This is a genomic window from Paenibacillus sp. 481 (assembly GCF_021223605.1).
Lineage (GTDB): Bacteria > Bacillota > Bacilli > Paenibacillales > Paenibacillaceae > Paenibacillus_B.
The window spans coordinates 462,110-488,907 of sequence record NZ_CP075175.1 but is presented as its reverse complement, the minus strand read 5'-3'; the positions used below and the strand labels follow the sequence as shown (position 1 = coordinate 488,907).

At 46.5% G+C, this 26,798-nt stretch carries 22 protein-coding genes; 20 read left to right on the top strand and 2 right to left on the bottom strand.

The window, feature by feature from the left end:
• Window position 1: 1 nt before the first annotated feature.
• The 20 genes from murQ (at window position 2) to KIK04_RS01935 (ending at window position 24,063) form a co-directional block, all read left to right on the top strand.
• On the top strand, window positions 2–922 hold the full coding sequence (murQ, locus tag KIK04_RS02030) for an N-acetylmuramic acid 6-phosphate etherase (RefSeq protein ID WP_232276689.1): 921 nt from the start codon (window positions 2–4) through the stop codon (window positions 920–922).
• 140 nt (window positions 923–1,062) lie between these two features.
• A complete protein-coding gene (locus KIK04_RS02025; protein WP_232276688.1) occupies window positions 1,063–1,932 on the top strand; it encodes a MurR/RpiR family transcriptional regulator in 870 nt (289 codons plus the stop codon).
• Window positions 1,933–2,013: 81 nt separating this feature from the next.
• On the top strand, window positions 2,014–3,033 hold the full coding sequence (locus tag KIK04_RS02020; RefSeq protein ID WP_232276687.1) for a zinc-binding alcohol dehydrogenase family protein: 1,020 nt from the start codon (window positions 2,014–2,016) through the stop codon (window positions 3,031–3,033).
• A gap of 355 nt (window positions 3,034–3,388) precedes the next feature.
• Window positions 3,389–9,601, top strand: coding sequence for a fibronectin type III domain-containing protein (locus tag KIK04_RS02015; RefSeq protein ID WP_232276686.1), 6,213 nt, complete (start codon window positions 3,389–3,391; stop codon window positions 9,599–9,601).
• Window positions 9,602–9,944: 343 nt separating this feature from the next.
• On the top strand, window positions 9,945–11,792 hold the full coding sequence (locus KIK04_RS02010; protein WP_232276685.1) for a glycoside hydrolase family 19 protein: 1,848 nt from the start codon (window positions 9,945–9,947) through the stop codon (window positions 11,790–11,792).
• A gap of 92 nt (window positions 11,793–11,884) precedes the next feature.
• Window positions 11,885–13,612 (top strand): glycoside hydrolase family 19 protein, encoded by a 1,728-nt coding sequence (locus tag KIK04_RS02005; protein WP_232276684.1) that lies wholly within the window; start codon window positions 11,885–11,887, stop codon window positions 13,610–13,612.
• 217 nt (window positions 13,613–13,829) lie between these two features.
• Entirely contained in the window at window positions 13,830–14,189 is a 360-nt protein-coding gene (locus tag KIK04_RS02000) for a putative DNA-binding protein (protein WP_232276683.1), read from the top strand.
• Between the two features lie 19 nt (window positions 14,190–14,208).
• Complete coding sequence (ffh, locus tag KIK04_RS01995; RefSeq protein WP_232276682.1) at window positions 14,209–15,582, top strand: signal recognition particle protein; 1,374 nt, start codon at window positions 14,209–14,211, stop codon at window positions 15,580–15,582.
• Between the two features lie 33 nt (window positions 15,583–15,615).
• Window positions 15,616–15,888 (top strand): 30S ribosomal protein S16, encoded by a 273-nt coding sequence (gene rpsP / locus KIK04_RS01990; RefSeq protein WP_232276681.1) that lies wholly within the window; start codon window positions 15,616–15,618, stop codon window positions 15,886–15,888.
• 23 nt (window positions 15,889–15,911) lie between these two features.
• The gene (locus KIK04_RS01985; protein ID WP_232276680.1) at window positions 15,912–16,142 is read left to right on the top strand and encodes a KH domain-containing protein; all 231 of its coding nucleotides are present in this window, start codon (window positions 15,912–15,914) and stop codon (window positions 16,140–16,142) included.
• Between the two features lie 103 nt (window positions 16,143–16,245).
• On the top strand, window positions 16,246–16,764 hold the full coding sequence (gene rimM, locus KIK04_RS01980; RefSeq protein WP_232276679.1) for a ribosome maturation factor RimM: 519 nt from the start codon (window positions 16,246–16,248) through the stop codon (window positions 16,762–16,764).
• Window positions 16,764–17,531 carry a tRNA (guanosine(37)-N1)-methyltransferase TrmD gene (gene trmD, locus KIK04_RS01975; protein ID WP_232276678.1) on the top strand — a complete coding sequence of 256 codons (768 nt, stop codon included), beginning with the start codon at window positions 16,764–16,766 and terminating at the stop codon, window positions 17,529–17,531. The genes rimM and trmD overlap by 1 nt, the downstream gene beginning before the upstream one ends.
• Before the next feature lie 502 nt (window positions 17,532–18,033).
• Window positions 18,034–18,240, top strand: coding sequence for a hypothetical protein (locus KIK04_RS01970; protein WP_232276677.1), 207 nt, complete (start codon window positions 18,034–18,036; stop codon window positions 18,238–18,240).
• A gap of 210 nt (window positions 18,241–18,450) precedes the next feature.
• Entirely contained in the window at window positions 18,451–18,792 is a 342-nt protein-coding gene (rplS, locus tag KIK04_RS01965; RefSeq protein WP_232276676.1) for a 50S ribosomal protein L19, read from the top strand.
• Between the two features lie 142 nt (window positions 18,793–18,934).
• Complete coding sequence (gene lepB, locus KIK04_RS01960; protein ID WP_232276675.1) at window positions 18,935–19,558, top strand: signal peptidase I; 624 nt, start codon at window positions 18,935–18,937, stop codon at window positions 19,556–19,558.
• A 30-nt stretch (window positions 19,559–19,588) separates the two neighbouring features.
• The gene (gene ylqF, locus KIK04_RS01955) at window positions 19,589–20,467 is read left to right on the top strand and encodes a ribosome biogenesis GTPase YlqF (RefSeq protein ID WP_232276674.1); all 879 of its coding nucleotides are present in this window, start codon (window positions 19,589–19,591) and stop codon (window positions 20,465–20,467) included.
• A gap of 90 nt (window positions 20,468–20,557) precedes the next feature.
• Window positions 20,558–21,208 (top strand): ribonuclease HII, encoded by a 651-nt coding sequence (locus tag KIK04_RS01950; RefSeq protein ID WP_232276673.1) that lies wholly within the window; start codon window positions 20,558–20,560, stop codon window positions 21,206–21,208.
• Window positions 21,209–21,297: 89 nt separating this feature from the next.
• Entirely contained in the window at window positions 21,298–23,385 is a 2,088-nt protein-coding gene (locus KIK04_RS01945; RefSeq protein WP_232278554.1) for a TrbL/VirB6 family protein, read from the top strand.
• Window positions 23,382–23,687 carry an EscU/YscU/HrcU family type III secretion system export apparatus switch protein gene (locus KIK04_RS01940; protein WP_232276672.1) on the top strand — a complete coding sequence of 102 codons (306 nt, stop codon included), beginning with the start codon at window positions 23,382–23,384 and terminating at the stop codon, window positions 23,685–23,687. Before KIK04_RS01945 ends, KIK04_RS01940 begins: the two co-directional genes overlap by 4 nt.
• Entirely contained in the window at window positions 23,680–24,063 is a 384-nt protein-coding gene (locus KIK04_RS01935; RefSeq protein WP_232276671.1) for a YraN family protein, read from the top strand. The genes KIK04_RS01940 and KIK04_RS01935 overlap by 8 nt, the downstream gene beginning before the upstream one ends.
• Window positions 24,064–24,314: 251 nt before the next feature.
• Here the strand turns inward: KIK04_RS01935 and KIK04_RS01930 are convergent, their stop codons facing one another.
• The gene (locus tag KIK04_RS01930) at window positions 24,315–25,109 is read right to left on the bottom strand and encodes a heparin lyase I family protein (RefSeq protein WP_232276670.1); all 795 of its coding nucleotides are present in this window, start codon (window positions 25,107–25,109) and stop codon (window positions 24,315–24,317) included.
• A gap of 124 nt (window positions 25,110–25,233) precedes the next feature.
• Window positions 25,234–26,793, bottom strand: coding sequence for a YifB family Mg chelatase-like AAA ATPase (locus KIK04_RS01925; RefSeq protein ID WP_232276669.1), 1,560 nt, complete (start codon window positions 26,791–26,793; stop codon window positions 25,234–25,236).
• Between the last annotated feature and the right edge of the window lie 5 nt (window positions 26,794–26,798).

Genomic DNA, 26,798 nt, shown 5'->3' with positions numbered 1-26,798 from the left:
TATGGAAACAAAAAATACGGGGCGCATCATTTCAGAGCTGCTAACCGAACAGCGAAATCCGCGCACGATGCAAATTGATACGTGGGATACAGGCGCGATTGTACGTGCGATTCATGAGGAAGATCGCTTCGTGATGGAAGCGGTAGCGCAGGTGCTGCCACAGGTTGAGGCAGCTGTAGAGCACGTGTATGCTGCTTTGGGTCAGGGAGGGCGGTTATTTTATGTGGGCGCAGGGACAAGCGGGCGTATTGGCTTTGTTGACGCATCGGAATGCCCCCCAACTTACAGCACTGCGCCGGAAATGATTCAAGCGCTAATCGCAGGTGGAAACAGCGCTCTCTTTGCCGCTGTTGAAGGCGCAGAAGACGATGTAGAGCAAGGCGCAGCCGATTTGCGCAGTCGTAACCTGAGCGCAGCCGATGTGGTCATTGGTATTGCTGCAAGCGGACGCACCCCGTATGTAATCGGTGCCTTGACGTATGCCAATCAAGTAGGCGCGGCCACAATCGCACTATCGTCTAACAAGCAGGCGGCGATTAGCAAGCAAGCGACTGTTGCGATTGAAGTGCTCGTCGGTCCTGAAGCCGTTACAGGTTCTACGCGGATGAAAGCAGCGACGGCACATAAATTAATTTTGAATACCATTTCAACGACCGTAATGATTAAATTGGGTAAAGTGTATGAGAATTTAATGGTAGATTTAAAGGCGAGCAACTTCAAACTTATGGAACGAGCGAAAAGCATTGTGATGACCGTAACGGGCGTAGGGCAAGAGATGGCTGAAACGATGCTGGAGCAGGCGGATTATGAAGTAAAGACAGCAATCGTGATGCTGCTCATTCATACAACGGCTGAAGAAGCGCGTCGCAAGCTTGCTGCTTCCAATGGTTTTGTGCGACGTGCCATTATAGACGTTTGTTAGGCGGATTTTTTTGAAATTGTACATTTGTTCACGTATTGAGATAGGCTGTACTCCGTGTTAACATGATCGAGACGACAATTGTGATTCGCGAAAGAGGTAAGAAAGCTAATATACACATACTGCTAAAAGGAGGAGGATAGATGAACGGTTCAACGACTAAGGGTGGGCTCATTATGCTGTCAGACATTCTAACTAGCTTGCCGCAATCTGAACAGAAGATTGCGCGCTATATTCTCGAGTTTCCGGAAGAAGCAGTAACCTATACAGCTTCTGAATTAGGAGAAAAGTGCCATGCAAGCAGCGCGGCCGTGATTCGGCTCTGCAAATCTTTAAAGTTAAAGGGCTTTCAAGAATTGAAGCTGCGCATTGTTGGTGATTTGCACAAAAGTGAGGTAGAAGGCTACCGCGACATTAAACCACATGAGTCGATCGCTTCTGTGCTCGCCACGACAACGAACAATGGCATTCAAGCGCTGCGCGAAACGTCAGAGATCGTTAATATGGATGCCGTCTCGCAAGTGGTAGACGCTTTAATCAAAGCGCGCCAAATTTTATTTTTTGGGGTAGGCGCTTCTTCCATTATTGCATTGGACGCACAGCAAAAATTTTTGCGTATTAATAAGCCCGCTTCCGCTTTTACGGACGTGCATATGGTTGCGATGCAAATTGCCAATATGACGGCAGAAGACGTCATTTTCGGCATTTCGTATTCAGGTGAAACGTCTGAGGTTGTGGATGTATTAAAGTTGGCCAATTCAAAAGGATGCCGCACAGTTAGCCTTACTCAATTCGGAAACTCTCCCGTCGTAAGCATAGCGCACATGAATCTATTTACGAGCGCATCGAAGGAAGCGACTTTTCGCAGTGCAGCGACATCTTCACGTCTCGCACAACTGCATATGATTGATGTGCTATTCATGTGTGTGGCATCCGAGCAGTATGAAGAGACGATACAATACTTGGACGGCACACGTGAGGCTATTCGATTTATGAAGACGCAGCGGCGATAATGAACGCTCTAATTCTATTCTATGGCATACGATAATCAGTCTATCAGGAGAGGGATGATCTTAACATTGACTACACAACGAATGAAAGCGGTAGGATTGCATCGTTACTTGCCTATTTCAGATGAGGATAGCTTGCTGGATGTAGAAGTGGCAAAGCCGACACCTAACGGACACGATATTTTAGTTCAAGTGAAAGCGATTTCGGTTAATCCAGTCGATACAAAAGTCCGGAAGCCGAAGGACACGGTTGAACAAGAACCGAAAATATTAGGCTGGGATGTAGCCGGAATTGTGGAACAGGTTGGACCGGGAGTGACGTTGTTCAAGTCTGGTGATGAGGTGTATTACGCGGGGAGCATTACTCGAGCGGGTGGCAATAGTGAATATCATTTAGTAGACGAGCGTATTGTCGGAAAAAAACCTGCATCGTTGGACTTTGCCCAAGCAGCGGCGCTTCCACTGACAGCGATAACAGCTTGGGAGTCGTTGTATGACCGCCTCGGTATATCAGGTCATCAGGATCTTAATCAGCAAAAAACGATATTAATGATCGGTGCGGCAGGTGGAGTAGGCTCCATTGCTACGCAGTTCGCTCATCTTGCTGGCCTGACGGTGATTGGAACGGCTTCGCGTCCGGAATCGGTAGAGTGGGTTAAACAGCAGGGCGCTGCTCATGTTATTAATCATTTTGAACCCTTTATGCCGCAATTACGTCTGCTTGGCTTCGAGTCTGTCGATTATATTTTGTGCTTAAGCCATACCGATCTCCATTGGGCAAACATGGTGGATGCTATCGCGCCACAAGGGAAAATTTGCTCGATTGTCGATTCGCCTGTACCGCTTGATCTATCACAGCTCAAAAACAAAAGTGCAACCTTCGTTTGGGAGTTCATGTTTACTAGGCCGATGTACAATACGTTGGATATGATAGAGCAACATAAGCTGCTAAACGCGGTGGCTGATCTTGTGGACGCAGGTAAAGTGAAGACAACGGTAACGGAGCGGTTAACGCCAATTAACGCATCTAATCTTCGCCTTGCCCATGCCAAGTTAGAAATAGGTCGAACGATAGGGAAAATAGTGCTAGAACATTTTGAATAGATGTTTACTATCCCAAGCAAGAGGTGTCATTTATGTCAAGTTGGAAAGTATCGACTTGCGAAATGGCGCCTCTTTCGTGTTCGTTTTGCTTATAATCCATACGATCTGTCGTGACTTTAATCAACAAGAAAGGTCTTCCTTATTGTTATTTACTCTATTTACGTAGTAGGTTTACGGGCTTTCTTTATGCCTGTTCACAAAAATAATATAACTAGATATTGCCTTAGTATAATTTACATATTATTTTAGATACCTGTTCTTAATTTTCATAAATATGTTGGAGGTGATAAATGTATCAAAAATATATGAATATTTACTTATATGATCACTAAAGAAAACAAAAGGGGAAGACTACATGCTAGAAAGAAAAAAGAAAAAGACAAAAAAAGCAGTCGTGGCATTAATGCTTACGGTTTTAATGTTATTAGCGTTACCGATAACATCTGCTTGGGCCACACAGGCTACATACGTTAGCCAAGATGGAAGTTTGATCCTAGTGAAAGATCAACGCGGGGATTACATCGTAAACGGAAGTCAAATTTCGTCTGGGCAACAGATGTCATGGTCTAGGGCGTTCTCAAATAGCTGGAGAGGCGGTTCGATTTCTCGTTCCCAGACGGTGTCCTTTATTGGCGACAGAAGTTACGTTTCAAAAGTGGAGTTTGGCGAATATACATCTCCACATGCAGGTCAAATTAAAAATGCGGTTCGTTTAAAAGTAGAAGAAGTTCATTACATGTACAATGAACGTAGCTACTCTCAGTCCGGAATGGAAGTTGGACAATGGCAATCCAGTACTACTGATGTGACAGGGCAATCTACACCTAGACACACGAATTATTCAGACCCTGCTGCTTATTTCATTGTCAATGCAGATACAGGTAGTGTAGTTGATTTTGACTCTGAACTCAATTACTACTATGGCAATGATATTGAAGGTAGAAAAGGAATATTTACACCTGCGCTTAACGAAATTAAGCCTGTTGATACTGCCCCTCCAGTTGTAGAGGAGCCTGCCTTGTTTGATACAAAGATTCAATTGAAATGGTCTCTAGTGCCGTTTGCTGAGTCTTATGATATCGATGTAAACGGAAGCGTAGAGAACTCTATTTCACGTTCTCGTATGATTTCTGGTTTACAGCCTAACACAGAGTATCAAGTGAAAATTCGTGCTAAAAACAGATTAGGCGAAGGTACATGGAGCAAAGTCAACACATACAAGACTAAAATGCTTACTCCTACTGTGCAAGGATCCAGTACAACGAATTCGGTTTCGCTAAACTGGAATGCAGTTCCTGATGCACAAAGCTATGAAGTGGATGCAAACGGTACGATCGTAAATATAGGTAACGCTACTACCTATACAGCTGATAGTTTACCAACGAACACCAACTTTACATATAAAGTAAAAGCAAAAGGTGTGGACAACGAAAGTAATTGGACAAATCCTATTGTAATTTCTACGTTTTTCCCGAAAGTTACAGGTGTGACATCGACACCACTATTCAATACCGTAGATTTTAAATGGGATGCTTTGAAAGGTGCTTCTGCCTATGATATTGAGGTAGATGGTGTTGTTAAATCTTCTCCAACTACGAATCAGTATAAATTGACAGGATTAACACCAAATCAAGAGCTCTCCATTAGAGTGAAAGCTAAAAGTGGAAAAATAGATGGAGAATGGTCTGACCCGATTAAGGTCAAGACACTATTGGCAACACCTGTTGCTAAAACAACATCAGCAAGCAGTGAAATTACAGTAGCTTGGGCTGATATTGTAGGTGCTACATCTTATGAAATCGAGGCAGATGGTGTTGTTCAGACTGTAAATGGCCCGAGCTACACGCATACAGGCCTGACTCCAGCAAGCACACATAAGTACAAAGTGCGTGCAAAGAATGATACGAATGAGAGTACATGGAGCACCGTGATTACAGCTAACACTGTACCTGCAGGAACTGGAACGGTTACAGGGAAGGCAACAAGCAATTCGGTTGTACTGAATTGGACAGCGGTTCCAGGAGCAACGAAGTATGAAGTTGAGCGTAACGGAGTAGTTGTACAGACTGTAACGGGTGTTACAACTACACAAAGTGGGCTTCAGCCGAACACGGATTATACCATTCGTGTGCGTGCCAATAACACAGGCGGCGTAGGTGAGTGGAGCGCACCGATTAAGGTGAAGACGCTACTTGTGACTCCAGTAGCGACAGCTACTTCCACAAGTACAGATGTAACAGTGACATGGCCAGCTATTGCTGACGCAGCATCGTATGAAATCGATGCGGATGGTGTAGTACATGTCGTTAACGATACAAGCTATATGCATACGGGCTTAGTGCCAGCTAGTTCCCATACGTACAAAGTACGTGCAAAGACTGATAGCAACGCAAGTGACTGGAGCAAGCCAGTTACTCGTTTCACAGTACCGACAGTCGTTACAAATGTGACGGCAGGAGCGACGACATTTAATACCATTAGTGTATCTTGGCCAGCTGTTACGGGAGCAACGTCTGGATATGATATCGAGTACAATGGGAAATTGATTGGTTCGAGCGCTGTGACGTATGTACTGCGCAGCTTAACGCCGGATACGGATTACACGATTCGCGTGCGTGCGAAAAATGCAGGTGGAACAGGTGAGTGGAGCACGCCGATTACGGCTAAGACACAATTACCGACGCCAGTTGCTAAAGCGGCAGCTACTTCACCGAATGAAGTAGCGTTAACGTGGGCGGAAGTTCCAGGCGCAACATCATACGATGTTGATGCAGATGGTATCGTCCATCATGTTAAAGGAGCGAGCTATTCGCATATAGGTTTGATACCTTCAAGTGCACACACATATAAAGTGCGTGCAAAAAGCGATACCAACGAAGGCGCATGGAGCGCTGCGATTACAGCACACTCATTGCCGGCAGCAGCGGAGCAAGCCAAAGGCACAGCAACAAGTACGACCATCGTGCTGAGCTGGCCAGCAGTGCCAGGCACGACAAGATATGAAGTCGAGCGCGACGGAGTACTTGCTGCGACTGTATCTACTCCAGCTTCGACGTTAAGCAGCTTGCAGCCGAACATGGACTACGTGATTCGAGTACGTGCTAAAAATACAGGTGGCAACGGAGAATGGAGTCAGCCAATCACGGTAAAAACGTTACTGGCAACCCCAGTTGCAACGGCTACTTCTACGAGTACAGAAGTTACAATAACGTGGCCTGCGGTAACAGGTGCAACATCTTATGAAGTTGAAGCGGATGGCTCCGTACAGATTGTAAATGGTCCGAGCTATACGCATACAGGATTAACACCAGCAAGCTCACATACGTACAAAGTACGTGCGAAGAGCGATAATAACGTAAGTGATTGGAGTAAACCTGTAACTCGTTTCACTGTACCAGCAGCTGTTACAAATGTTGCGGCAGGGCTATTGACGTTTAATAGCGTTAACTTGACTTGGGTAGCAGCTCCAAGTGCAACATCGGGATATGAAGTCGAGTACAACGGAAAGACAATTGCAGCGAGCACAACACCTTATGTGCTGCGCAGTTTAACCCCAGATGCAGACTACACAATCCGCGTCCGTGCAAAAAATGCAGGTGGTGCAGGTGAATGGAGTGAGCCAATTATGGCTAAAACTCAACTCACAACACCAGTACCAAAAGCGACATCTACAATTCCTAACGAAATTACACTAGCTTGGGCAGAAATACCAGGAGCAACATCGTATGAAGTTGAAGTCGATGGCGTGATCCAAACGGTAAATAGTGCGAGCTATACGCACACAGGCCTAGCGCCAGCAAGCGCACATAAGTACAAGGTGCGCGCGAAGTCCACGGTGAATGAAGGTGCGTGGAGCACATTAATTACAGCTCATTCTGTACCTACTGGAACAGGAGTCGTGACAGGAAAAGCAACAAGCAACAGCATCGTTCTAACTTGGACAGCGGTTCCTGGGGCAACTAAATACGAGATTGAACGCAATGGAGCAATTGCACAGTCTGCAACGGGAGTGACAGCTACATTAGGCAGCCTAACACCGAATAAAGACTACACAATTCGTGTACGTGCAAATAATACAGGCGGCTTCGGAGAATGGAGTCAGCCGATTACAGTTAAGACATTGCTGACTACGCCAGTTACTACAGTTAAATCAACAAGTACGGAAGTAACTGTGACATGGGTAGCAATTGCTGATGCAACAGCTTATGAAGTTGAGGCGGATGGAGTCGTTCATGTTGTAAACAGCCCATCTTATACCCATGCAAACTTAGCGCCAGCAAGTTCTCATATGTACAAGGTACGTGCTAAGAATGATAATAATGTAAGTGACTGGAGCAAGCCGATTACACATTTCACAGTGCCTGAAACAGTTGCAACTGCTGTAGCAGGAGCTGTAACGTTTAACAGTGTTCATTTAACGTGGAATGCTGTACCAGGCGCAACAGGTTACGACGTTGAGTTCAACGGAAAATTGGTAAGCCCAAGCAAATCTCCATACCTACTTGGCAGCTTAGCACCGAATACGGATTATACGATTCGTGTTCGTTCCAAGAATACAGGTGGAGTAGGTGAATGGAGTGCACCGATTATGGTGAAGACACAATTGCCTACACCAACAGCTAAAGCGGTATCTACATCAACTTCCGAAATCACAGTGACGTGGGCAGCAATTCCTGGGGCCACTTCATACGAAATCGATGTGGATGGAGTCATACAGGCGGCAGCAGGAAACAGCTATACGCACACAGGATTGACTCCTGCGAGTGCACATACATACAAAGTGCGTGCAAAGAATGATTCCAATGAAGGTGCGTGGAGTGCAGCAATTACGACTCACACGTTGCCATCAGTAACAGGACAAGTAACAGGAACTGCTACAAGTAATACAATTGCCTTGAGCTGGCCAGCTGTTCCAGGAGCTGCTCGCTATGAAGTTGAGCGTGATGGAGCGGTAGTGTCAACTGTAACTACTGTATCGACAACAGTAAGTAGCTTGCAGCCGAACAAAGACTACACCATTCGTGTCCGTGCGAAAAATACAAGTGGCAACGGTGAATGGAGTGCACCAGTAACTATAAAAACGCTTCTCCCAACACCAGTAGCAACTGCTGTATCAAAAACGAGCAATGAGATCACGGTGACATGGCCGGCAATTGTCGGCGCAACATCGTACGAAGTTGAAGCGGATGGTGTTGTCCAAGTTGTTATGGGTAACAGCTATACGCATACAGACTTGAATCCAGCAAGCTCCCATACGTACAAAGTACGTGCAAAGAGTGATAACAATGTAAGTGACTGGAGTAAGCCGGTAACGCGTATTACTGTACCAGGTGTAGTTACAAATGTAGCGGGTATTGCAACACTAAATAGCATCAATGTAACTTGGACGGCAGTAGCCGGAGCTGCAAGTTATGAAATGGAGTATAGCGGTAAAGTAGTTAAAACAAGTAGCGCAACTTACAACTTAAAAGGCTTAGTAGCTAATACGGACTATACCATTCGTGTACGCGCAATTAATGCATCTGGAATTGGAGAGTGGAGCACCCCACTTATTATTGCTACCGTATTGCTGCCACAAGGGCCTGCAATAGATTCTATTACACCAGATGCAACATTCATTTCTGAAAATGTTACAGCTGCGATTAATGGTAAGAATTTTGCAAGCGGTGTGAAAGTGCTATTTGGAGACGTTCAGGTTGCCTCAACATTTGTGAGTGCAAACCAAATTAACATCACAATGTCTGCTTGGAACAAGGAAGAAGCTGTAGACGTTACAGTTATTAACCCAACTAATCAAAAGAGCACATTAGCAAAAGGATTTAAATTCAAGTTAGGACCTGCACCGACTATTACAGAAATGACGCCGAACACGGGACTGTTGGAAGGTGGTAATCTCGTGTCCATTAGGGGCTCGAACTTTAGCATCGCGTCAAAAGTGTATGTAAACGGAATTGAAGCATCAACGACGTTCACTTCAGCAGGAGAACTGCAAGTGCGTATTCCAGCTACGACTATGCCAGGAGCGGCAGATATTAAAGTCGTAAACGGAAATGGACAAGAAGCTCATCTAATGGCTGCATACACTTACATTGCAGATCCACCGAAGCCAGCGCTAGTAATTACGGAGGTAACTCCAAACAAAGGACCTCTGGCGGGCGGCAACATCATTGTTATTAAAGGTATGAACTTTAATGACACGTCCAAAGTGAGTTTTAACGGAGTAGATGTTCCTACCACTTATGTGGACCCTACTCAACTGGAAGTGAGTGTTCCTGTAGGAACAGTAGCTGGTCCAGTTGAAGTGAGAGTAACGAATGGTGACGGGCAAGTATCCATCCTTATGCATGGATACGAATACGAACAACCAGTATTACCAGTTCCAGCTATGATTAATATGGAGCCTGAAAAGGTGGAGTTACCTAAATCAATTGAAGAAAACAGTGTTGAGCCATCTACACCAACTGAAGTAAAAAGTGTTGAGCCAACTACACTAACTGAAGTCAATAGTGTAGATCCATCTGCACCTTTTGATGTGAAAGTAGAACCTGTAGTAGCAGATATTATTTAATTTGTAAAATAGTAAACTAAACCCTCCCGTTCATGCGTGTTGTATGAATGGGAGGGTTTATTCATTGAATGATTCTATTAATTGATGTAGTTAGTAGATGCTTTTCGAGATCGGCTTTGAAAAGGTATAGTACGTCAAAATATAGTGGGCGCTATATACTTAGCTACGTAATTGCCTGCTATGTATGAGCATATATTATCCTTCCTTGATAGTTCCTCTGAGTCTGTTCGGCACATTGAGAAAAAAATGTTTCTTTTCATACTCAAAACCTATGGTGATTATCTATTTATTTTAATATAATAGAGTTGTATTCCAAATTCATCCAAAAAGGAGTTTTTGATTTATGAATTCAAAGTACCCTTTTTCGCGCAAATTTTTGCTGCGCACGATGACTGCTGCGCTTAGCGCAACGCTCTTTGTAGGTGTCTTCCCGGTTGGACCATCCGCGTCTGCCCAAGCTGGGACAAGCCCAGCTCCGGTAACGGTACCGGAAGTGCCGCAACAGACTCCAGAGGTACCTAAGCTTTCCCCAGAAGCCGGCACGCCAAAGGAAGCGCTTCCACCAGTTGAGGGGCAACTGCCACAAGATCCGAATCTTGTAGCTCCACCTGCTCCACTAGTACCTGAACAACAGCCGAATGCTCCACTGGCAACAGCTCCACAATGGGATGCTGCGAAGGCGTACAGCGCAGGTCAGATCGTGTCTTACGCATCCAAGTTGTACAAAGCGAAATGGTGGACACAAGGAGATAAGCCGGACAAGCCAGTCACGAATCCGTGGGAATCACCATGGGAGTTTGTTGGCAATGACTCAGGTCCGGGTCCAGTAGATACGACCCCACCAACTGCGCCGACAGGCTTAGTATCAACGGCTCAATCCGACGTCACGATTACCCTATCATGGGGTGCAGCGACGGATAATGTAGGTGTGAAGCAGTATGATGTATTTCGCAATGGCGCTAAAGTAGGAACAACGGCAGAGTTGACCTACAAAGACAGCGGATTGCAGAAGCTTACTTCATATGAGTATGTTGTGAAAGCTGTTGATGCAGCGGGCAACACAACAGCAAGCGCTGCAATTACTGCCAAGACATCCGATGGGCCAAGCATTGGCGATGATCTTAAAGTCGGACAGAGTCGTGTACTCAACGACGTCCAAATTCAGTCCCTGTGGCAAGGTATCGATCCACAATACGGTCCTGACAAAGCAGTAGCGGCCGTTCAATCTGCACTGCCTAAGGCCGAATACGAAGCATATTTCCCAATGCGTCTTGGATCTACGGCATGGCACGCATTTGCTAAAGACAAGAATTACTACGCTAAAAAGAGCACTCTCGGCGACTATTTCTCCTACGACAACTTGATTTCAGCTGTGCGTGACATTTCGAACATTAAATATAAAGTTGTACATCGTGTGCTTCCAAATAGTAATAGCGAGTTTAATAAACAAATTTATCGTCTAGATAAAGCGACAAAAACGGAAACGCTCGTGTATGAAGAACAAGATTTCAATGCTGAATGGAACCGCAATAAACCGATCAAAGCGAAAATTGTTGATTTCGGAACTTTCTTGAAAGAAGGAACGGATAAGGATCGCAAACGCGAACTGGCTGGATTTTTGGCTAATATCTCGCATGAAACAGGAGGGGGAACCGCAGGCACACCAAGCTTCTTGACGTGGGGTCTGTACTGGAATGAGGAAATTAATTATATTAACGGGGGTATCGGTTACGTAGACGGAGCAAACAAGGATTATCCAGCAGTACCAGGCAAGTCCTATCATGGACGGGGTGCCATTCAATTAAGCTGGAATTATAACTATGGATTAACAAGTTCGATTATTTACGGTGATAAAAATGTACTGCTGCAAGCACCAGAAAAAATTGAAAGAGACGGTAGACTCGGCTTTATGTCCAGTATCTTGTTCTGGATGACGCCACAATGGCCGAAGCCGTCTGCGCATGACATTATGGTTGGCAATTATGTGCCAACACCTGAGCAATCGGCAAAAGGGCTTGTTCCAGGATTCGGCGCTACCATTATGGTTATTAACGGTGCCTTAGAAGGAAATAAAGGCGAAGATGATTACCGTATTGCTCGTCGTGTCGGACACTACCGTGACTTGACGAACAAGAGCGGCGTGAACATTTCAGGCGAGAAGCTGGACACACTCGGCATGCAGCCATTTTAACGTGTTCATATTGTTCTCGTGACTCTATCAGGATTCAAACTCATCGTGCTAGATGATTTCAGCTAACTGGATAGGAGAAGGGAAGGTATTACATGTCCTTGCAAAAGTATCCGTATTCACGCCGTTTTTTGGCGCGTGCTTGCTTGGCAGCCTTAACCACTTCACTGTTGATTCTACCGATCAGTCCAACGCTTGAAGCACTTGAAGCAAATCCTGTTGTGAACCAAGAACAAGTTGTACAATCAGTACAACTAGTACAACCAACACCACAACAAGCGCCAGACCTACAACAAGCGGTTAAACCAACACCTTGGCAAGCTGATAAGGCTTACCAGGCAGGTGATATCGTATCGTATAAAGGCAAACTTTACAAAGCCAGATGGTGGACGCAAGGCTATAATCCGGAAACGCCTGCCACGAATCCAGCGGAATACCCGTGGGAACTGATCGGCAACGATCCTGGCAATGGCGGTGGTAATCCGGGTACGCCAGACACAACGGCACCTACTGCACCAACCAGCCTTCAAGCTACAGCGCTGACATCTCAATCGGTTACGATTTCGTGGACCGCGGCGACGGATAACGTCGGAGTCGTGCAGTACGAGATTTATAGAAACGGTGTAAAAGTTACGTCAACCGCTGGATTGACCTTTGCTGATACAGGGCTTCTAGCAGACACTGCTTATACGTACACCGTTAAAGCGTTGGATGCAGCTGGGAATGGGACGTTAAGTGCGGAACTGGCCGTACGCACAAGCATCGGCGACATTGCTGTCGGACAAAGTCGCGTGCTGACAGATGCGCAGATTCAGGCGCTATGGCAAGGGATTGATCCTAAGTTCGCGCCAGAATCGGCTGTGCAAGCTGTTGAGGCTGCATTGCCGCAAGCGCAGTACGAAGCGCTGTTTCCGATGCGCATCGGCTCGCCCCAATGGCATCAGCATGCGAAAAAAGAGAAGTATTACGACCCGAATCAGACGGACTACTATTCCTATGACAACTTAAAATCCGCCGTGCGGGAAGTAGCAAATATTAAATACAAACTGGAGTATCGCGCAGGCCAAAAATGGCTACAGCGCATTTATCGTCTGGACAAGACGGGCAAGAAGGAAACAAAGCTACTAGAAACGAAGGGCTTTAACGACGATTGGGTCATCAATAAGCCAATCGTCTCCCAAGTTGTTGACTTCGGTACATTTCTTAGAGAAGGTACCGCACGTGACAACAAGCGGGAGTTGGCTGGATTCTTAGCAAACATTGCACATGAAACAGGTGGTGGCTGGCCTGCTGCACCTGGAGGAACACTGCGCTGGGGTCTGTACTGGAATGAGGAAGTTGGCATTGGAACAGCCCCAGGCTATCGCGATGAACAACACGCTGACTATCCGCCGGCTCCTGGTAAGTCCTATCATGGACGTGGGCCGATTCAGTTGAGCTGGAACTATAACTATGGTTTATTTAGTTCCATTATTTACGGTGATAAAAATGTGCTGCTGCAAACGCCTGAATTAGTGAAGCAAGATGGTAAACTCGGATTTGTGACTGGCATTTTGTTTTGGATGACACCACAGCCGCCAAAGCCATCTTGTCACGATATTATGGTAGGTAAATGGATTCCTTCTGCTGAGGAAAAAGCGAAAGGCTTGGTACCAAGCTTTGGTGCAACCATTATGGTTATTAATGGTGGCCTCGAAGGAAATCGTGGTGAAGAAGACGGTCGAATTGCACGACGCGTCGGACACTACCGCGATATAACAAGTAATATTGGCGTTGATATTACAGGAGAAAAGCTGGATACGCTCGGTATGCAGCCCTTCTAAACATGAGCGCCTCATGAACACATAGCGAGCAAATAATCCCCCTGAACGACTTGGCATTTGCAGCCGGTTGGAGCAGGGGGATTTTAATTTGTCCCGCTGAACTTTTTTTATTTCTAATTGTTAAGGTAAACCCCTTGACATCGTTAACGTATTTAGATATGATTAGGGACGTTGATGGGCTGTAAAGTGTTTTTCCTTGACGAAAGGAGTGGCCCGGATGAACGAAGAACACGTACTGGCGAAGACGAATCGCATTAATATGCTGTTCGACTTTTATGAGCATCTCTTAACGGAGAAGCAGCAGACGTTTCTGAAATGTTATTTTCATGATGATTTTTCCTTGGGTGAAATTGCAGCGGAGTTTGGCATCAGCCGTCAGGCGGTGTACGAGCATATTAAGCGAGCAGAGCAGACGCTTGAAGCGTATGAAAGCAAGCTTGAACTGATGGTGAAGTTCGAACAACGAATGAAGCTGACAGTGATGCTGCACGACGCATTAACTAATATAACAGGCATGCCCGACCCGCAGCGTGCGGAACTGCAGGCGATTGTCCGTGAACTGCAGGCGTTGGATTAAGGGAACGGGGTGAATTGAAATGGCATTTGAAGGATTAACAAGCCGATTGCAGAACGTATTTAGTAAACTACGCGGCAAAGGCAAGATAACAGAAGACGACGTCAACGAAGCGATGCGCGAAGTGCGACTAGCTCTTCTCGAAGCAGACGTTAACTTCAAAGTAGTTAAAGAATTTATCGCCAAAGTAAAAGAGAAGGCTGTCGGCCAAGAAGTGATGAAGAGCTTCACACCGGGCATGGTTATCATCGACATCGTCAATAAGGAATTGACGGATTTGATGGGGGGCTCGGCTGCGAAGCTGGCTAAAGCAAACAAGCCGCCAACAGTCATTATGATGGCTGGTCTACAAGGTGCTGGTAAGACAACGACATCTGGTAAACTGGCAAAGCTGTTGCAGAAGCAGAATCACAAGCCTCTTCTCGTGGCTGCCGATATTTATCGTCCGGCTGCGATAAAGCAGCTTCAAGTGCTAGGTGAGCAGATTAAAGTTCCGGTATTCACGCTTGGTGATCAAGCGAATCCGGTCGATATTGCACGCCAAGCGATGGAGCATGCGAAAGAGAATCACTTGGACTATGTCATTATCGATACTGCGGGTCGACTGCATATCGATGAAGCTTTGATGGATGAGCTGAAGCAGATTCACGCGACAGTGAAACCGGATGAAGTGCTACTCGTCGTCGATGCGATGACAGGACAAGACGCTGTAAACGTAGCAGAAAGCTTTAATTCACAGCTTGAGCTTACGGGCGTTGTTCTGACGAAGCTTGACGGGGATACGCGTGGTGGTGCTGCACTATCGGTTAAAGCTGTTACAGGCTGCCCGATTAAATTCGCAGCGTTGGGCGAGAAGATTGATGCGCTCGAGCCGTTCCATCCAGAGCGGATGGCTTCACGAATTCTCGGTATGGGCGACATGCTCTCCCTGATTGAGAAGGCGCAAGCGAACATTGATGCTGATATGGCGAAGGAAATGGAACGCAAAATGCGCAACGCGGACTTTACGTTCGATGATTTTCTTGAGCAGATGCAGCAAGTGAAGAAGCTTGGTCCAATCGACCAAATTCTTGATATGATTCCGGGCATGAACAAGATGAAGCAGACGGCTAACTTGAAAGTAGACGAACGTCAAATGGGACGCATTGAAGCAATTGTACGTTCCATGACGACCGCTGAACGTCAAGATCCGGATCTCATCAATCACAGCCGTCGCAAGCGTATTGCGACAGGCAGCGGTACGGCGCTTGCTGACGTTAATCGTCTCATCAAGCAATTTGACGAGATGCGCCGTGTCATGAAACAGTTCTCAGACATGATGGGACCTAAGGGTCCTAAAATGATGAAAAATATGAAGAGCAAAGTGGGTAAAGGAATGAAGTTTCCTTTCCGCTAAGCCTTACAGTATTCCGTTAAGGAGGTGAATGTCGTGGCAGTACGTATTCGTTTGAAACGTATGGGTGCTCATAAAGCACCTGCATACCGTGTCGTTGTATCCGATTCCCGCTCCCCTCGTGATGGTCGTTTTATCGAGGAGATCGGTTTCTACAACCCGGTTGCTCAACCTGCAGTAGTTAGCATCAACGAAGAAAAAGCGTTGAAATGGCTGCAAACAGGTGCTCAAGCTTCTGACACAGTTCGCAACTTGCTTAGTCAAGCTGGAGTTCTGAAGAAGTTCCATGAGCTAAAATTGCAGAAGTAATCTCATCTTTCGGAGGGTCGTGAATGAAAGAGTTAGTGTCAGTTATTGCACGCGCTTTGGTCGATCATCCGGATGAGGTCCGTGTGGAGATCGTGGAAAAAGACAACGTTGTTGTCTACGAGCTTCACGTCCATCCTGATGATGTCGGGAAGGTAATTGGGAAGCAAGGGCGCATTGCCAAAGCGCTCCGCACGGTCGTCACGTCGGCAGCCGTTAAGGTTCCGAAACGAGTTGCCGTGGACATTATTTCTTAACATGAGGAAATGGGTTAGGATGAATATCCTAGCCCTTTTTTCGTATGTAGATAACTTTTTGTGTTACACTAGGGGCACACGTAAATGTGCAGGAGGATTCAATATGGCTGAAAAAATGTTTACGGTCGGCAAAGTTGTTAACACACAAGGCATTCGCGGCGAAATTAAAGTGTACCCGCAGACCGACTTTCCAGAAGTTCGTTTTGCAAAAGATAGCGAACTGCTAATGATTAATCCCGAAACGAACCAAACGATTCCAGTTAAAGTAGAACGGTCACGTGAACATAAAAATATGTATGTCGTGAAGTTAGAGCAGTTTGATAACATTAATGATGTTGAAAAATATAAAGGCTGGATTTTAAAGGTAACAGAAGCGGACTTATTGGAATTGCCAGATAACGAATATTACTATTTTGAAATTGTGGGCTGCCGCGTCGTTACAGACGAGGGTGAAGAGCTTGGAACGATTAAGGAAATTCTTGCACCAGGTGCGAACGATGTGTGGGTTGTCAAACAACCAAAAGGTAAAGAATTGCTTATTCCGGTTATTGATGAAGTCGTGCTTGATGTAAACGTACAAGAGAAGCTCGTAACGGTTCATTTGATGGAGGGCTTGGTGTAATGCGAATTGACGTACTCACCATTTTTCCAGAAATGTGTGAAGGGGTTTTCGGTGCAAGCATTTTAGGGAAGGCACAGGAAAAGGGCATTGTGTCGTTGAATGCGGTCAATTTCCGTGACTATTCCCCGAACAAGCATTCGACAGTAGACGACTATCCATATGGCGGCGGAGGCGGCATGGTGTTAAAGCCAGAGCCTATCTTTGCAGCTGTTGAAGCTGTTGTGGCGCAAGGACAAGCTGGTGCTTCTACAGACAAACGTCCTCGCGTCATCCTTATGTGCCCGCAAGGTGAAACGTTTACGCAGGCGAAAGCGGAAGAGCTTTCACAAGAAGAGCACCTTATTTTTATTTGTGGGCATTATGAAGGATATGACGAGCGTATTCGCGAGTACTTAGTTACCGATGAACTATCAGTTGGGGATTACGTGTTAACGGGCGGTGAACTACCAGCAATGGTCGTCGTTGACTCGGTTGTCAGACTATTGCCAGGTGTACTGGGCAATGAATCGTCAGCAGTTACGGATTCCTTCAGCACAGGATTACTGGAGTATCCGCACTATACACGTCCAGCGGAGTTCCGTGGGTGGAAAGTACCTGACGTTCTATTATCAGGACATCATGTGAATATTGAAAAATGGCGCAATGAGCAAGCGCTCAAGCGCACGTTAGACCGTCGTCCTGATCTGTTAACTAACATCAAACTTTCTGATCAAGATCGGAAACTGCTACAGCAGTTGAGAACTGTGGATGTGGATGGGAACGCGTAGTGCTCTACACGTATTTGGATATAGAAAGGCCCTGTGTTAAGCGGGAAAGCATTGGTTCGTTGTACACTTGCGAACTTGCTTGTCCAGCACACAGGGCTTTTTTACTTGCCTCTCGTTCCTAACGGCTGAATATATGATTATCATCGTTATTGTATTCTAAAACAACAGAAGCCCTACCTCTCTTCCGTCCTTGCGGCTCCGAAGACCGCGCCAGTGTGATTCAGTAATACTCTTCTTACTTCAACATTTCTTCAACATCCAGTTGGGTTATCCAGTTTGGGTTAAAAATCATAAAGGAAATGGATACTTCAGAGTGGGAGAATCACTATTCAATATGAGGAACTATTTGAGGGTTAAAATGTTGCAACTCCACTATTATAACGTATTCCACTAAATAAGTCCAGTTTATCATGATCATGAGCAGGGAACGCGCTTGTCGAAACTGAAATGCAACGTCTATAATGGAAATTATCATAATTAAACGAGAAGGCGGATTTATGCCATGATAGAACCAATGTTGACCAGTTACAAACAACGAATCGGCAGTGTCGAGCAGACGTTGAATCCCGAGTCGAAGCAGTTGATGCTTGAATTACTTGAACAAATTGAACAGCTATCAGGTGAAAATGAGCGGCTGCGCAAGTCGATTTTGAAGCAGGTACCTAAAGCAACCATGTCCTCCAAATTAAAAGATGCACTTTATGAATAAACGTGGATTACATCATGAAGAAGAATACATTTTTTTCATCATGCGTAGTACAAGTGATGGACAGATAAAAGCCTTGTATTAATTCCTGCTATATGTTAAAATAATCTCTGTTGTTTGGAATACGGTGGTCCTCTGTTATCAATGAGATGCGCACCTATTGCATAGCGCATTGAGAGGCAAGAACACCTGTGTGGAAGGAGGGAGTCATAGATGAATATCGTACAAACGATTACTCAAGAACAGCTTCGCAAGGATCTTCCGAGTTTTCGCCCTGGTGATACTTTGAAAGTTTTCGTAAAAGTTATCGAGGGAACTCGTGAGCGTATCCAGTTGTTTGAAGGTGTTGTAATCAAGCGCCGTGGCGGTGGTATTAGCGAAACGTTTACAGTTCGTAAAATTTCCTACGGTGTAGGAGTTGAACGTACGTTCCCGCTTCATTCGCCAAAGCTCGATAAAATCGAAGTGGCTCGCCGTGGTAAAGTGCGTCGTGCGAAGCTTTATTATCTTCGTAATCTTCGCGGTAAAGCAGCGAGAATCAAAGAGATCCGTTAAGGAACGAACGGGGGCTTGCTTGCAAGCCCCTTTTGCTATTTGTGCGGCGTTTATTCGTGCGACGAAACGTGCTTTTTTAAAGCAAACGATCGCATGAGGTGAACACATAATACGCATCCTAGGAGAAAGCGGGGCACGGCTGATGGATCAAAAAGATCAATTGTTACAACCGAACGCGCCGGATCAACCGGAAGCAAAGCCGACAGGTAAAAAGAATGAGTTGCTGGAATGGATCAAAGCGATAGCGATTGCAGTTGTGCTTGTTGTAATCGTCCGCTGGTTACTGTTTGCGCCGTTTATTGTGGATGGCCCTTCGATGGAGCCTAATTTTTGGACGGGTGAACGACTGATCGTTAATAAAATGTTGTACGATTTCCGTGATCCAGAAGTGGGAGAGGTTGTAGTATTCCACGTACCGCGTGAAAATCGTGATTTAATTAAACGTGTTATAGGTGTAGCAGGAGATACGATTGAGTATCGAGATGACGATTTACTCGTAAATGGTAAAAAGGTTGCAGAGCCTTACATACAACAAGCGTTAGATGAAGCTCACAAAAATGGAAAGCTGTACAGTAATCGCGATTTCCCGAACGAGATGGTAACTGAAACGAAAGTTCCAGCAGGCCATATTTTTGTAATGGGAGATAATCGTGGAAATAGTACAGACAGCCGCTCATTAGGCTTTATTCCGCTTAAAGATGTGATTGGACGGGCGGACGTTATTTTCTGGCCGCTGTCACAAATGAAGCTTATTGAACATTATTAGCATATAACGGCTAAATGGAGGTGGATAGCGATGTCAATCCAATGGTTCCCTGGGCATATGACCAGAGCGAGACGTCAAATCCAGGAGAAATTAAAGCTTATCGATGTGGCTATCGAGCTATTGGATGCGCGTCTGCCGATGTCAAGCCGCAACCCGATGATAAACGATATTTTAGGGAATAAGCCACGGCTCATTATTTTGAATAAGACCGATTTGGCAGACCCGGATGTAACGGCTAAATGGATGCGCGCTTTTCAGAATGAAGGACACGCAGTGTTGGCTGTGGATTCCTCTTCGGGTACAAACGTGAATCAGATTCCTGTCGAGGCTCGTAAGCTGCTTGCAGATAAAATTGCACGGCAAGTTGCAAAAGGAATGAAGCCTCGTCCTGTGCGGGCACTCATTGTCGGCATTCCTAACGTCGGTAAATCAACACTAATCAACAAACTTGCTGGTCGTAGCGTAGCAGCGACGGGTGACCGTCCTGGTGTTACGAAGGGACAGCAGTGGATTAAGGTTGAAGGTGAAATGGAATTGCTCGATACGCCAGGTATTTTGTGGCCGAAATTTGAGGATCAAACGGTGGGCTATCGCCTGGCAGCAACAGGTGCAATTAAAGAACAATTGTTAAATGTGGAAGATATCGCGTTTTACGCGCTCAAATATTTAATTCCTCAATATGGGGAGCGTTTTGTGGAACGATTTGATTTGCCGGGATTGCCGCAAGATCTTGATAATTCTGATGAAATTGTACAGATTATGGAGCATATCGGACGAAAACGTGGCTGCTTAGTAAGTGGCGGTGGCGTTGATTTGGAAAAGGCGTCCAGCTTGATTTTGCGTGAACTGCGTGCAGGGAAGATGGGACGACTTACGTTTGAAGAGCCATATTCATTTATGGCAAAATAGAAATGTATCAAGTAGCGCTGGTTACGCCTTTATGGTGTACGGCGCTATTGTTATATATATGTGTTGTTTGCAGAGGAGGAGAGCTGTGTAATGGGGATGAAAAAAGCAGAATCGCAACCGCCCGTAGATTTGTTTGCATGGGAACGACAATACTGGGAGAAAGGCTACCAGTATATTGCTGGCATTGATGAGGTGGGACGAGGTTGCTTGTTCGGGGACGTTGTAGCTGCAGCTGTTATTTTGCCAACTGATTGTGTGATTGATGGAATTAATGATTCTAAGAAGCTATCTGAAAAAAAGCGGGATGCCCTTTATGAGATCATTATGGAGCAGGCAATCGCTTGGGCAGTCGCACATGTGGACGCGCAGACGATCGATCGTATTAATATCAAGCAAGCTGCGCGCTTAGCGATGAAGACAGCGGTCGAACAATTAGCAGTCTCTCCAGAAGTGCTACTTGTGGATGCAGAGAAAATTGAAATCCCATTACCGCAAGAAGCGATTATTAAAGGGGACGCCAATAGCCAATCGATTGCGGCAGCTTCGATTATTGCGAAAGTGACACGCGACAGATTATGTGCAGGAGAATGGGATGAGCGCTACCCTGAATACGGTATTGCCACTCATAAAGGATACGGTACGAAACTGCATTATGAAAAGCTTGAACAGTATGGTCCTACTTCCATGCATCGAAGATCTTTTCTCAAATCACTTGTGCAAGAGCAACTCACATTATTTTAAGTCTCAAGTGAAAGTGATGGATGCCGGCAGCTTATGTTCCGGCTTCGTTTTGCCGATATAGAGGTATAGGAATCGGAATGAACGGAGGAATGATCGTGAACATAACAAATTTGGTACGCGGACTTATTGGGGAGGCGAGTCCCGGAGAGACGCGTGCATTAGAGCTGAAGACCGGACAAGTTGTGCGCGGTGTTGTGATGAACGTAGCGGAAAATGGCCGTGAAGCAACAGTCAACATTAACGGTGTTCCTGTGCGTGCGACATTGGAAACACCGTTAACGCCCGGGCAAACGACTTGGATGCAAGTTCAGGGGCAGCAAGCAGACGGTGTCGTCATTTTAAAGCCGACAGACGGTGCAGGCATGGCTTCTTCCCAGACGGTTGGAGATACGTTAAAGCAAGCGGGTCTACCGAACGAGCCTTGGGCACGTTCTTTAATTATGGACCTTCAGCGGGCGGGTGTGCCTATGACGAAGGAACTGACTAACAAGCTTGCGCAAGCTTTTGCGATGAAGCCGCCAAACGTAGCGGCCGATGAGTGGATGCAGGCGGCAAGTGTAGCTGTGCGACGTCAACTACCGTTAACGGGTGAGACGGTTCGCGGGCTGCATCAGGCTATGTTTGGCAAGCAGCTGCATGAATTGCTTGCTAATTTCCAGCGCGTAAGTGATACGGTACTTGGTGCGGATGGAAATGGCGGACGTACAGGAGCTGGTGTTGGTGGAGGTGGCGCGCCATGGTCAGGTGCGCTACGTGATGCGCAGGCGCTTGTGCGCACCTTACTGACACTTATACCAGGATCAGCGGGAGCCTCAGGATCTCAGCAGGGCAGTGCGGCAGGAAATGGCGTTGCTGGTCATTTCAATAGCAGTGCTGCTGGGGCTGGGCAAAATGGAGTGGGCACAGGTTCAGCGGGCGGTGGAGCGAATTCCGGTACTGTTGCTGTGGCTAGTCATGCAGCACAAGCAAATGGATCGGCAGTTGGGCAAGGCTCGTTAGGGACTGGCAGTACTGGCATGTCAGGCAGCGCTCCAAGTAGTGCGACCGGAGTAAGTGCTGGTGATGTCAGCGCCAGTTCTAATCGCGCTGCGCCTCATTCGGCTAGCCATTTAAATCAGAGTAGTCAAGCTGCTACTGCAAAAAGTGCTGCAAGTGGTGTTGCGAGCGCTCAGGTTGCTGCGGGTGATTCAATAAAGGCTGGTGCCGGTTCGGGGCCAGCATCTAATGGAAGTCTTGTAGGTGCGGGTAATGCGAACACTGCTCATGCAGGACAAGCATCCGGAAACGCAGCGGACAGCGCTTTACGTGCGGCAGATGGATCAGCTGCACGTGCGCAAGGATCGGCAGGCTCAGGATCAGGTGCTTGGCTTGGGCGTATGCTCACTTTGCTCGGTGTAACACATGAGCAGCAAGTTCATCGCATGCCGTTAACCCAGCAGCAAACGGCATCGGCGGCGGGAAGCGCTTCTGCCATGGCGGCACAGTCGAACAGTGCACCTGCTACAGCAGGGGGCTCTAACGTTGCGGCAGGCACATTCGCTAGCATGCCAGCGCAAATGATGGCAGACGCCTCTTTACCACAGGCGGCAACTGCTCAACTAAGCGCTGCGTCGGCTGGGGCTGCGCAAGCGGATTCGCTGAAGAGTGCGTTGCTTCAGCTGATGCAAAGCGAGAACGTGCCGCCGGCACTGCGTGAGGCGGCGCAGCAACTCGTGCAGCAAGTGACAGGGCAACAGTTGCTGCTCGCCAGCGATCGGCAATCCCAGTTTGCTCACGTCACGATGTTCGTACCTTTAATGACACCAGACGGCAAACAAACGGCTGCCGTACATATTCAGTCACGGCAAGGTCGTCGGGGCGAGTTAGATGCGAATAACTGTCGGCTTTGGTTTGACTTGGACATGAAAGCGATGGGGCGAACATTAGTCGATGTACAAGTCGTTGATCGGGCAGTAGCGTTAAATATACATCATCCCAATCCAGAGCTTGGTGATTGGTTGATTAGCTTTCGCGATGAAATAGATGCAGCGATTGAAACCGTGGGCTACAAATTGTCAGCGTTTCGCGCACTTCCGCCTCCAGAGCAGAACGAGGTGGAGAGCGAGTCGCCGTCTGCTCGGTTCAATGCAGACGATTACGCGCTGAAGCCGTACAGAGGAGTGGATATGCGCGTATGAGTACGTCAGGAGAACAGCCTTACAAACGCGCAAAGGCGGTAGCACTTAAATACGACCCGAAGCAGGGTGAGGCACCTGTCGTCGTAGCTAAAGGGCAGGGATTGCTTGCGGATCGTATTTTGGATAAGGCTCGTGAGAGTGGAGTGCCTGTACAAGAAGATGCATCGTTAGTCGAAGTACTTTCTAAAATCGATATCGACCAGCAAATCCCGCCTGAATTGTATCATCTTGTCGCAGAAGTGCTTTCATTTATTTATCGTACAGACCAGCGTGCCACAAAGGGGTGGAAATCGCGTGACTGAGAAGTTGCGGGTTGTTGTCGATCATCGGCGCCAGCGTGGCGCTGAGGCGGAACGGCTTGCAGTGGAGCTGCTGCAAGCGCAACAGATTGAGATCTTGCACTGCAATTGGCGCTGCCGAAGCGGTGAACTTGATATTATCGCGCGTGATGGTGGTTGTCTGGTCTTTGTTGAGGTGCGGAGTCGCAGCGGAGCTCAGCGAAACGGTACGGCAGCTGAAGCTTTCGATGCACGTAAAATTCAACAAGTACGCCGTACGGCGCAAGTGTATATTTATCAACAGCAGCAGTTTGACGTGCCTACTCGATTTGACGCGATAGCGGTTACTTTTCAAAAAGATGGTACCTATGATGTGAAGTGGTATCAACACGCATTTTAATATTCGTATTATAAGCGTTACATACGTATTGCAAATATACATTTCATATTTATACAGTCAGTATGCAGTGAATATACACTACTTATTCAAGTTATCCCGCTCTACTAGTTTTACTATTTTTTTAGTTCTTTAGGACTAGCTTGATAGCTGTCGTATCGTAAAAGCCCCCTTAGCCTGAATAGCGGAACCCGTCTGGAAATTCCACTATTCATGTAAAGGGGGCTCTTATATGGACGATGACTAAAAAACGATTAATGCTTCATGATTTGGAAATTAGCGAATTGAACTTTTGCTTCAGGTATGCCTACGTAATGTCTACGATATATGCCCCATTTTGGCCGGATAATCGACGTTCCGTCAATCCACATGTCTTGATTACCGCTATAAGGCGGTAGTACGTTTGCGCCGTCTAACGTTGTCAAAGTCATTGCCACTTGTCCATTATCTGAATTTATAACAGATACCGTTGCTTCGACCCACACATCCTTATAAGGAGTAAAGTCGATTTGACTTAATACTTTACGCTGTGTGTTATCAGAGCCTTTTGGGTTATGGTAAAATTTTAAGAATTTACCGTCCAAACTAAACGTCAGTAACGGAATATCATCATTTTCCCCGCCGATTGCTTTGTATTGAAAGAGGGCGAAAAACTTACCGTTTTCAGGGAATTGAAACTGTTTATCCAATTTAAATTTCCATTTATACGTATAATTCGAGTTTTGGGGTGCTTTTAGCTCAGCACGGGAAGCATTGTATACTTTAACCTCGTTGCGTTGGCTGGCGTTATTTTCGAGTGGATCGTCGCTTTTAACAACAAATTCAAACGCATTGCCGACGATAGGGGAGGAGACTTCAAAGATACGATCTTGATCAGCGCCATCGACTGGATCTTTACCAAAAGCATCTTTGAAAATTTGGTAAGTATCTTTGCCTTGATTAGGTCCGTCAGCATCGACTGTCAAGGTGTACGCCGCAGCGGATACAACAGACGACATCAATCCGATTAGCATAGTCAATACTACGAGTGTAAATGCATTTTTTCTCATGTTGAGATACCCTCCCATATGTTTCCTAGGTATGATGTTCCATCTATGACGATAGTTTAATATACATAAAAAACAATATGCAATCAAACTATTTTAAAGATATTTTAGGTAGAGATAATGGATATTAATGCGTAATAGGTCGATCCAAACTTCGATATTGAATTGCTTCTGCAATATGAGGCGCATGAATTTGCTCACTATGCTCAACGTCAGCAATCGTGCGCGCCAGTTTCAGGAGTCGATCATGTGCGCGTAAGCTTAGACCGAGCATTTCATAGGCTTGGCGAAGCATATGTGCTGCTTCGGTGTCTAAGCGGCTAAAACGTTTTAGCCAAACGCCATTCAGCTCACTATTAAAGCTAATCGGCAACTGCTTGTATCTCGCATGTTGCCTCGCTTGTGCTTCCATGACTTGTGAGCGCATCGTAGCTGAGGTCATGCTCGGTTGGTCCCATTCATGCAAAGGCAGCCTTGGCACATCCACTTGCAAATCGATGCGGTCGAGTAGCGGGCCCGATAGCCGCGCGCGATACTGTTGCAGCTTAAATGCAGAGCATTGGCAGCGTTGTTGGCTACCACCGTGAAATCCACAAGAACAAGGATTCATAGAAGCAGCCAGCATAACGTGAGCTGGAAAACAGAATACAGCCCGTGCTCGGGCAATCGTTACACTGCGATCCTCTAGTGGCTGGCGGAGCGCTTCGAGAGCGGGGCGCTGAAACTCAGGCAGTTCATCTAGAAAGAGAACCCCACGATGGGCGAGGCTGACTTCACCGGGTTTAGGTATGGAGCCACCGCCAATAAGCCCTGCTGCTGAAATGGAATGGTGTGGCGAACGGAAAGGACGGGTATTCATGAGCTGCTCGGAATGGCGATCCCATTTGCCTGACACGCTATATATTTTCGATACTTCAAGCGCCTCTTTCTCGTTCAGCGGTGGCAAAATAGTGGGCAGACGACGGATGAGCATCGTTTTTCCGGTTCCAGGAGCGCCACTTAAAATAATGTTGTGCATGCCTGCCGCGGCAATAGTCATAGCCCGCTTTACATGCACATGACCAACAATATCGGCATAGTCTTCGCGCAATGAAACCTCGTTACGATCGCCAACAGATATCCTTGCACCCTGTTCTTGTTGGTTCGTTTGTAACAAATGATCAAGCAAATGTCCGTCATTGGAATCGTATTCCTGCCGTAATTGGGTCAAATGGGATAAAGCGTAAACTTCAATGCCACCAACGAGCAGGGCTTCCGCGGCATTTTCGGCAGGGACAAGCACTCGCTTAAATCCATTCCGCTGCGCCTCATCAATCAATGACAATATACCGGGAATCGGTCGTGTCTGGCCGTCCAACGCTAATTCACCGACAATAAACGTATTTGCAAAATGTGCTTGCTCAAGCTGCTTGCTAGTCGTTAACACGGCTATCGTCATAGCCAGATCAAACGAAGTTCCCTCTTTACGTAAATCTGCTGGGGCTAAGTTTATCGTGATACGCTCCATCGGGAATTTCCAGCCGCAATTTCGAATAGCAGCTCGCATCCGCTCAACTGACTCACGTATTGCTGCGTCAGGTAAACCAACAACATTGACTTGAGGCAATCCAGAAGCAATATCGACTTCAACGTGTACAATTCGAGCATCTACTCCGTAGAGCGCTGCGCTCCACATTTTACCGAACATACAAA

Excerpts from the sequence above, each read along its gene's own strand:
- KIK04_RS01985 (WP_232276680.1), top strand. The coding sequence starts at position 15,912 with ATGAAAGAGTTAGTGTCAGTTATTGCACGCGCTTTGGTCGATCATCCG.
- rplS (WP_232276676.1), top strand. The coding sequence starts at position 18,451 with ATGAATATCGTACAAACGATTACTCAAGAACAGCTTCGCAAGGATCTT.
- KIK04_RS02025 (WP_232276688.1), top strand. The coding sequence starts at position 1,063 with ATGAACGGTTCAACGACTAAGGGTGGGCTCATTATGCTGTCAGACATT.
- KIK04_RS02020 (WP_232276687.1), top strand. The coding sequence starts at position 2,014 with ATGAAAGCGGTAGGATTGCATCGTTACTTGCCTATTTCAGATGAGGAT.
- KIK04_RS01940 (WP_232276672.1), top strand. The coding sequence starts at position 23,382 with ATGAGTACGTCAGGAGAACAGCCTTACAAACGCGCAAAGGCGGTAGCA.
- KIK04_RS02000 (WP_232276683.1), top strand. The coding sequence starts at position 13,830 with ATGAACGAAGAACACGTACTGGCGAAGACGAATCGCATTAATATGCTG.
- KIK04_RS02015 (WP_232276686.1), top strand. The coding sequence starts at position 3,389 with ATGCTAGAAAGAAAAAAGAAAAAGACAAAAAAAGCAGTCGTGGCATTA.
- KIK04_RS01970 (WP_232276677.1), top strand. The coding sequence starts at position 18,034 with ATGATAGAACCAATGTTGACCAGTTACAAACAACGAATCGGCAGTGTC.
- rimM (WP_232276679.1), top strand. The coding sequence starts at position 16,246 with ATGGCTGAAAAAATGTTTACGGTCGGCAAAGTTGTTAACACACAAGGC.
- KIK04_RS01950 (WP_232276673.1), top strand. The coding sequence starts at position 20,558 with ATGGGGATGAAAAAAGCAGAATCGCAACCGCCCGTAGATTTGTTTGCA.
- KIK04_RS01945 (WP_232278554.1), top strand. The coding sequence starts at position 21,298 with ATGATCGTGAACATAACAAATTTGGTACGCGGACTTATTGGGGAGGCG.
- lepB (WP_232276675.1), top strand. The coding sequence starts at position 18,935 with ATGGATCAAAAAGATCAATTGTTACAACCGAACGCGCCGGATCAACCG.
- KIK04_RS02010 (WP_232276685.1), top strand. The coding sequence starts at position 9,945 with ATGAATTCAAAGTACCCTTTTTCGCGCAAATTTTTGCTGCGCACGATG.
- KIK04_RS01930 (WP_232276670.1), bottom strand. The coding sequence starts at position 25,109 with ATGAGAAAAAATGCATTTACACTCGTAGTATTGACTATGCTAATCGGA.
- KIK04_RS01925 (WP_232276669.1), bottom strand. The coding sequence starts at position 26,793 with ATGTTCGGTAAAATGTGGAGCGCAGCGCTCTACGGAGTAGATGCTCGA.
- ylqF (WP_232276674.1), top strand. The coding sequence starts at position 19,589 with ATGTCAATCCAATGGTTCCCTGGGCATATGACCAGAGCGAGACGTCAA.
- ffh (WP_232276682.1), top strand. The coding sequence starts at position 14,209 with ATGGCATTTGAAGGATTAACAAGCCGATTGCAGAACGTATTTAGTAAA.
- trmD (WP_232276678.1), top strand. The coding sequence starts at position 16,764 with ATGCGAATTGACGTACTCACCATTTTTCCAGAAATGTGTGAAGGGGTT.
- murQ (WP_232276689.1), top strand. The coding sequence starts at position 2 with ATGGAAACAAAAAATACGGGGCGCATCATTTCAGAGCTGCTAACCGAA.
- KIK04_RS02005 (WP_232276684.1), top strand. The coding sequence starts at position 11,885 with ATGTCCTTGCAAAAGTATCCGTATTCACGCCGTTTTTTGGCGCGTGCT.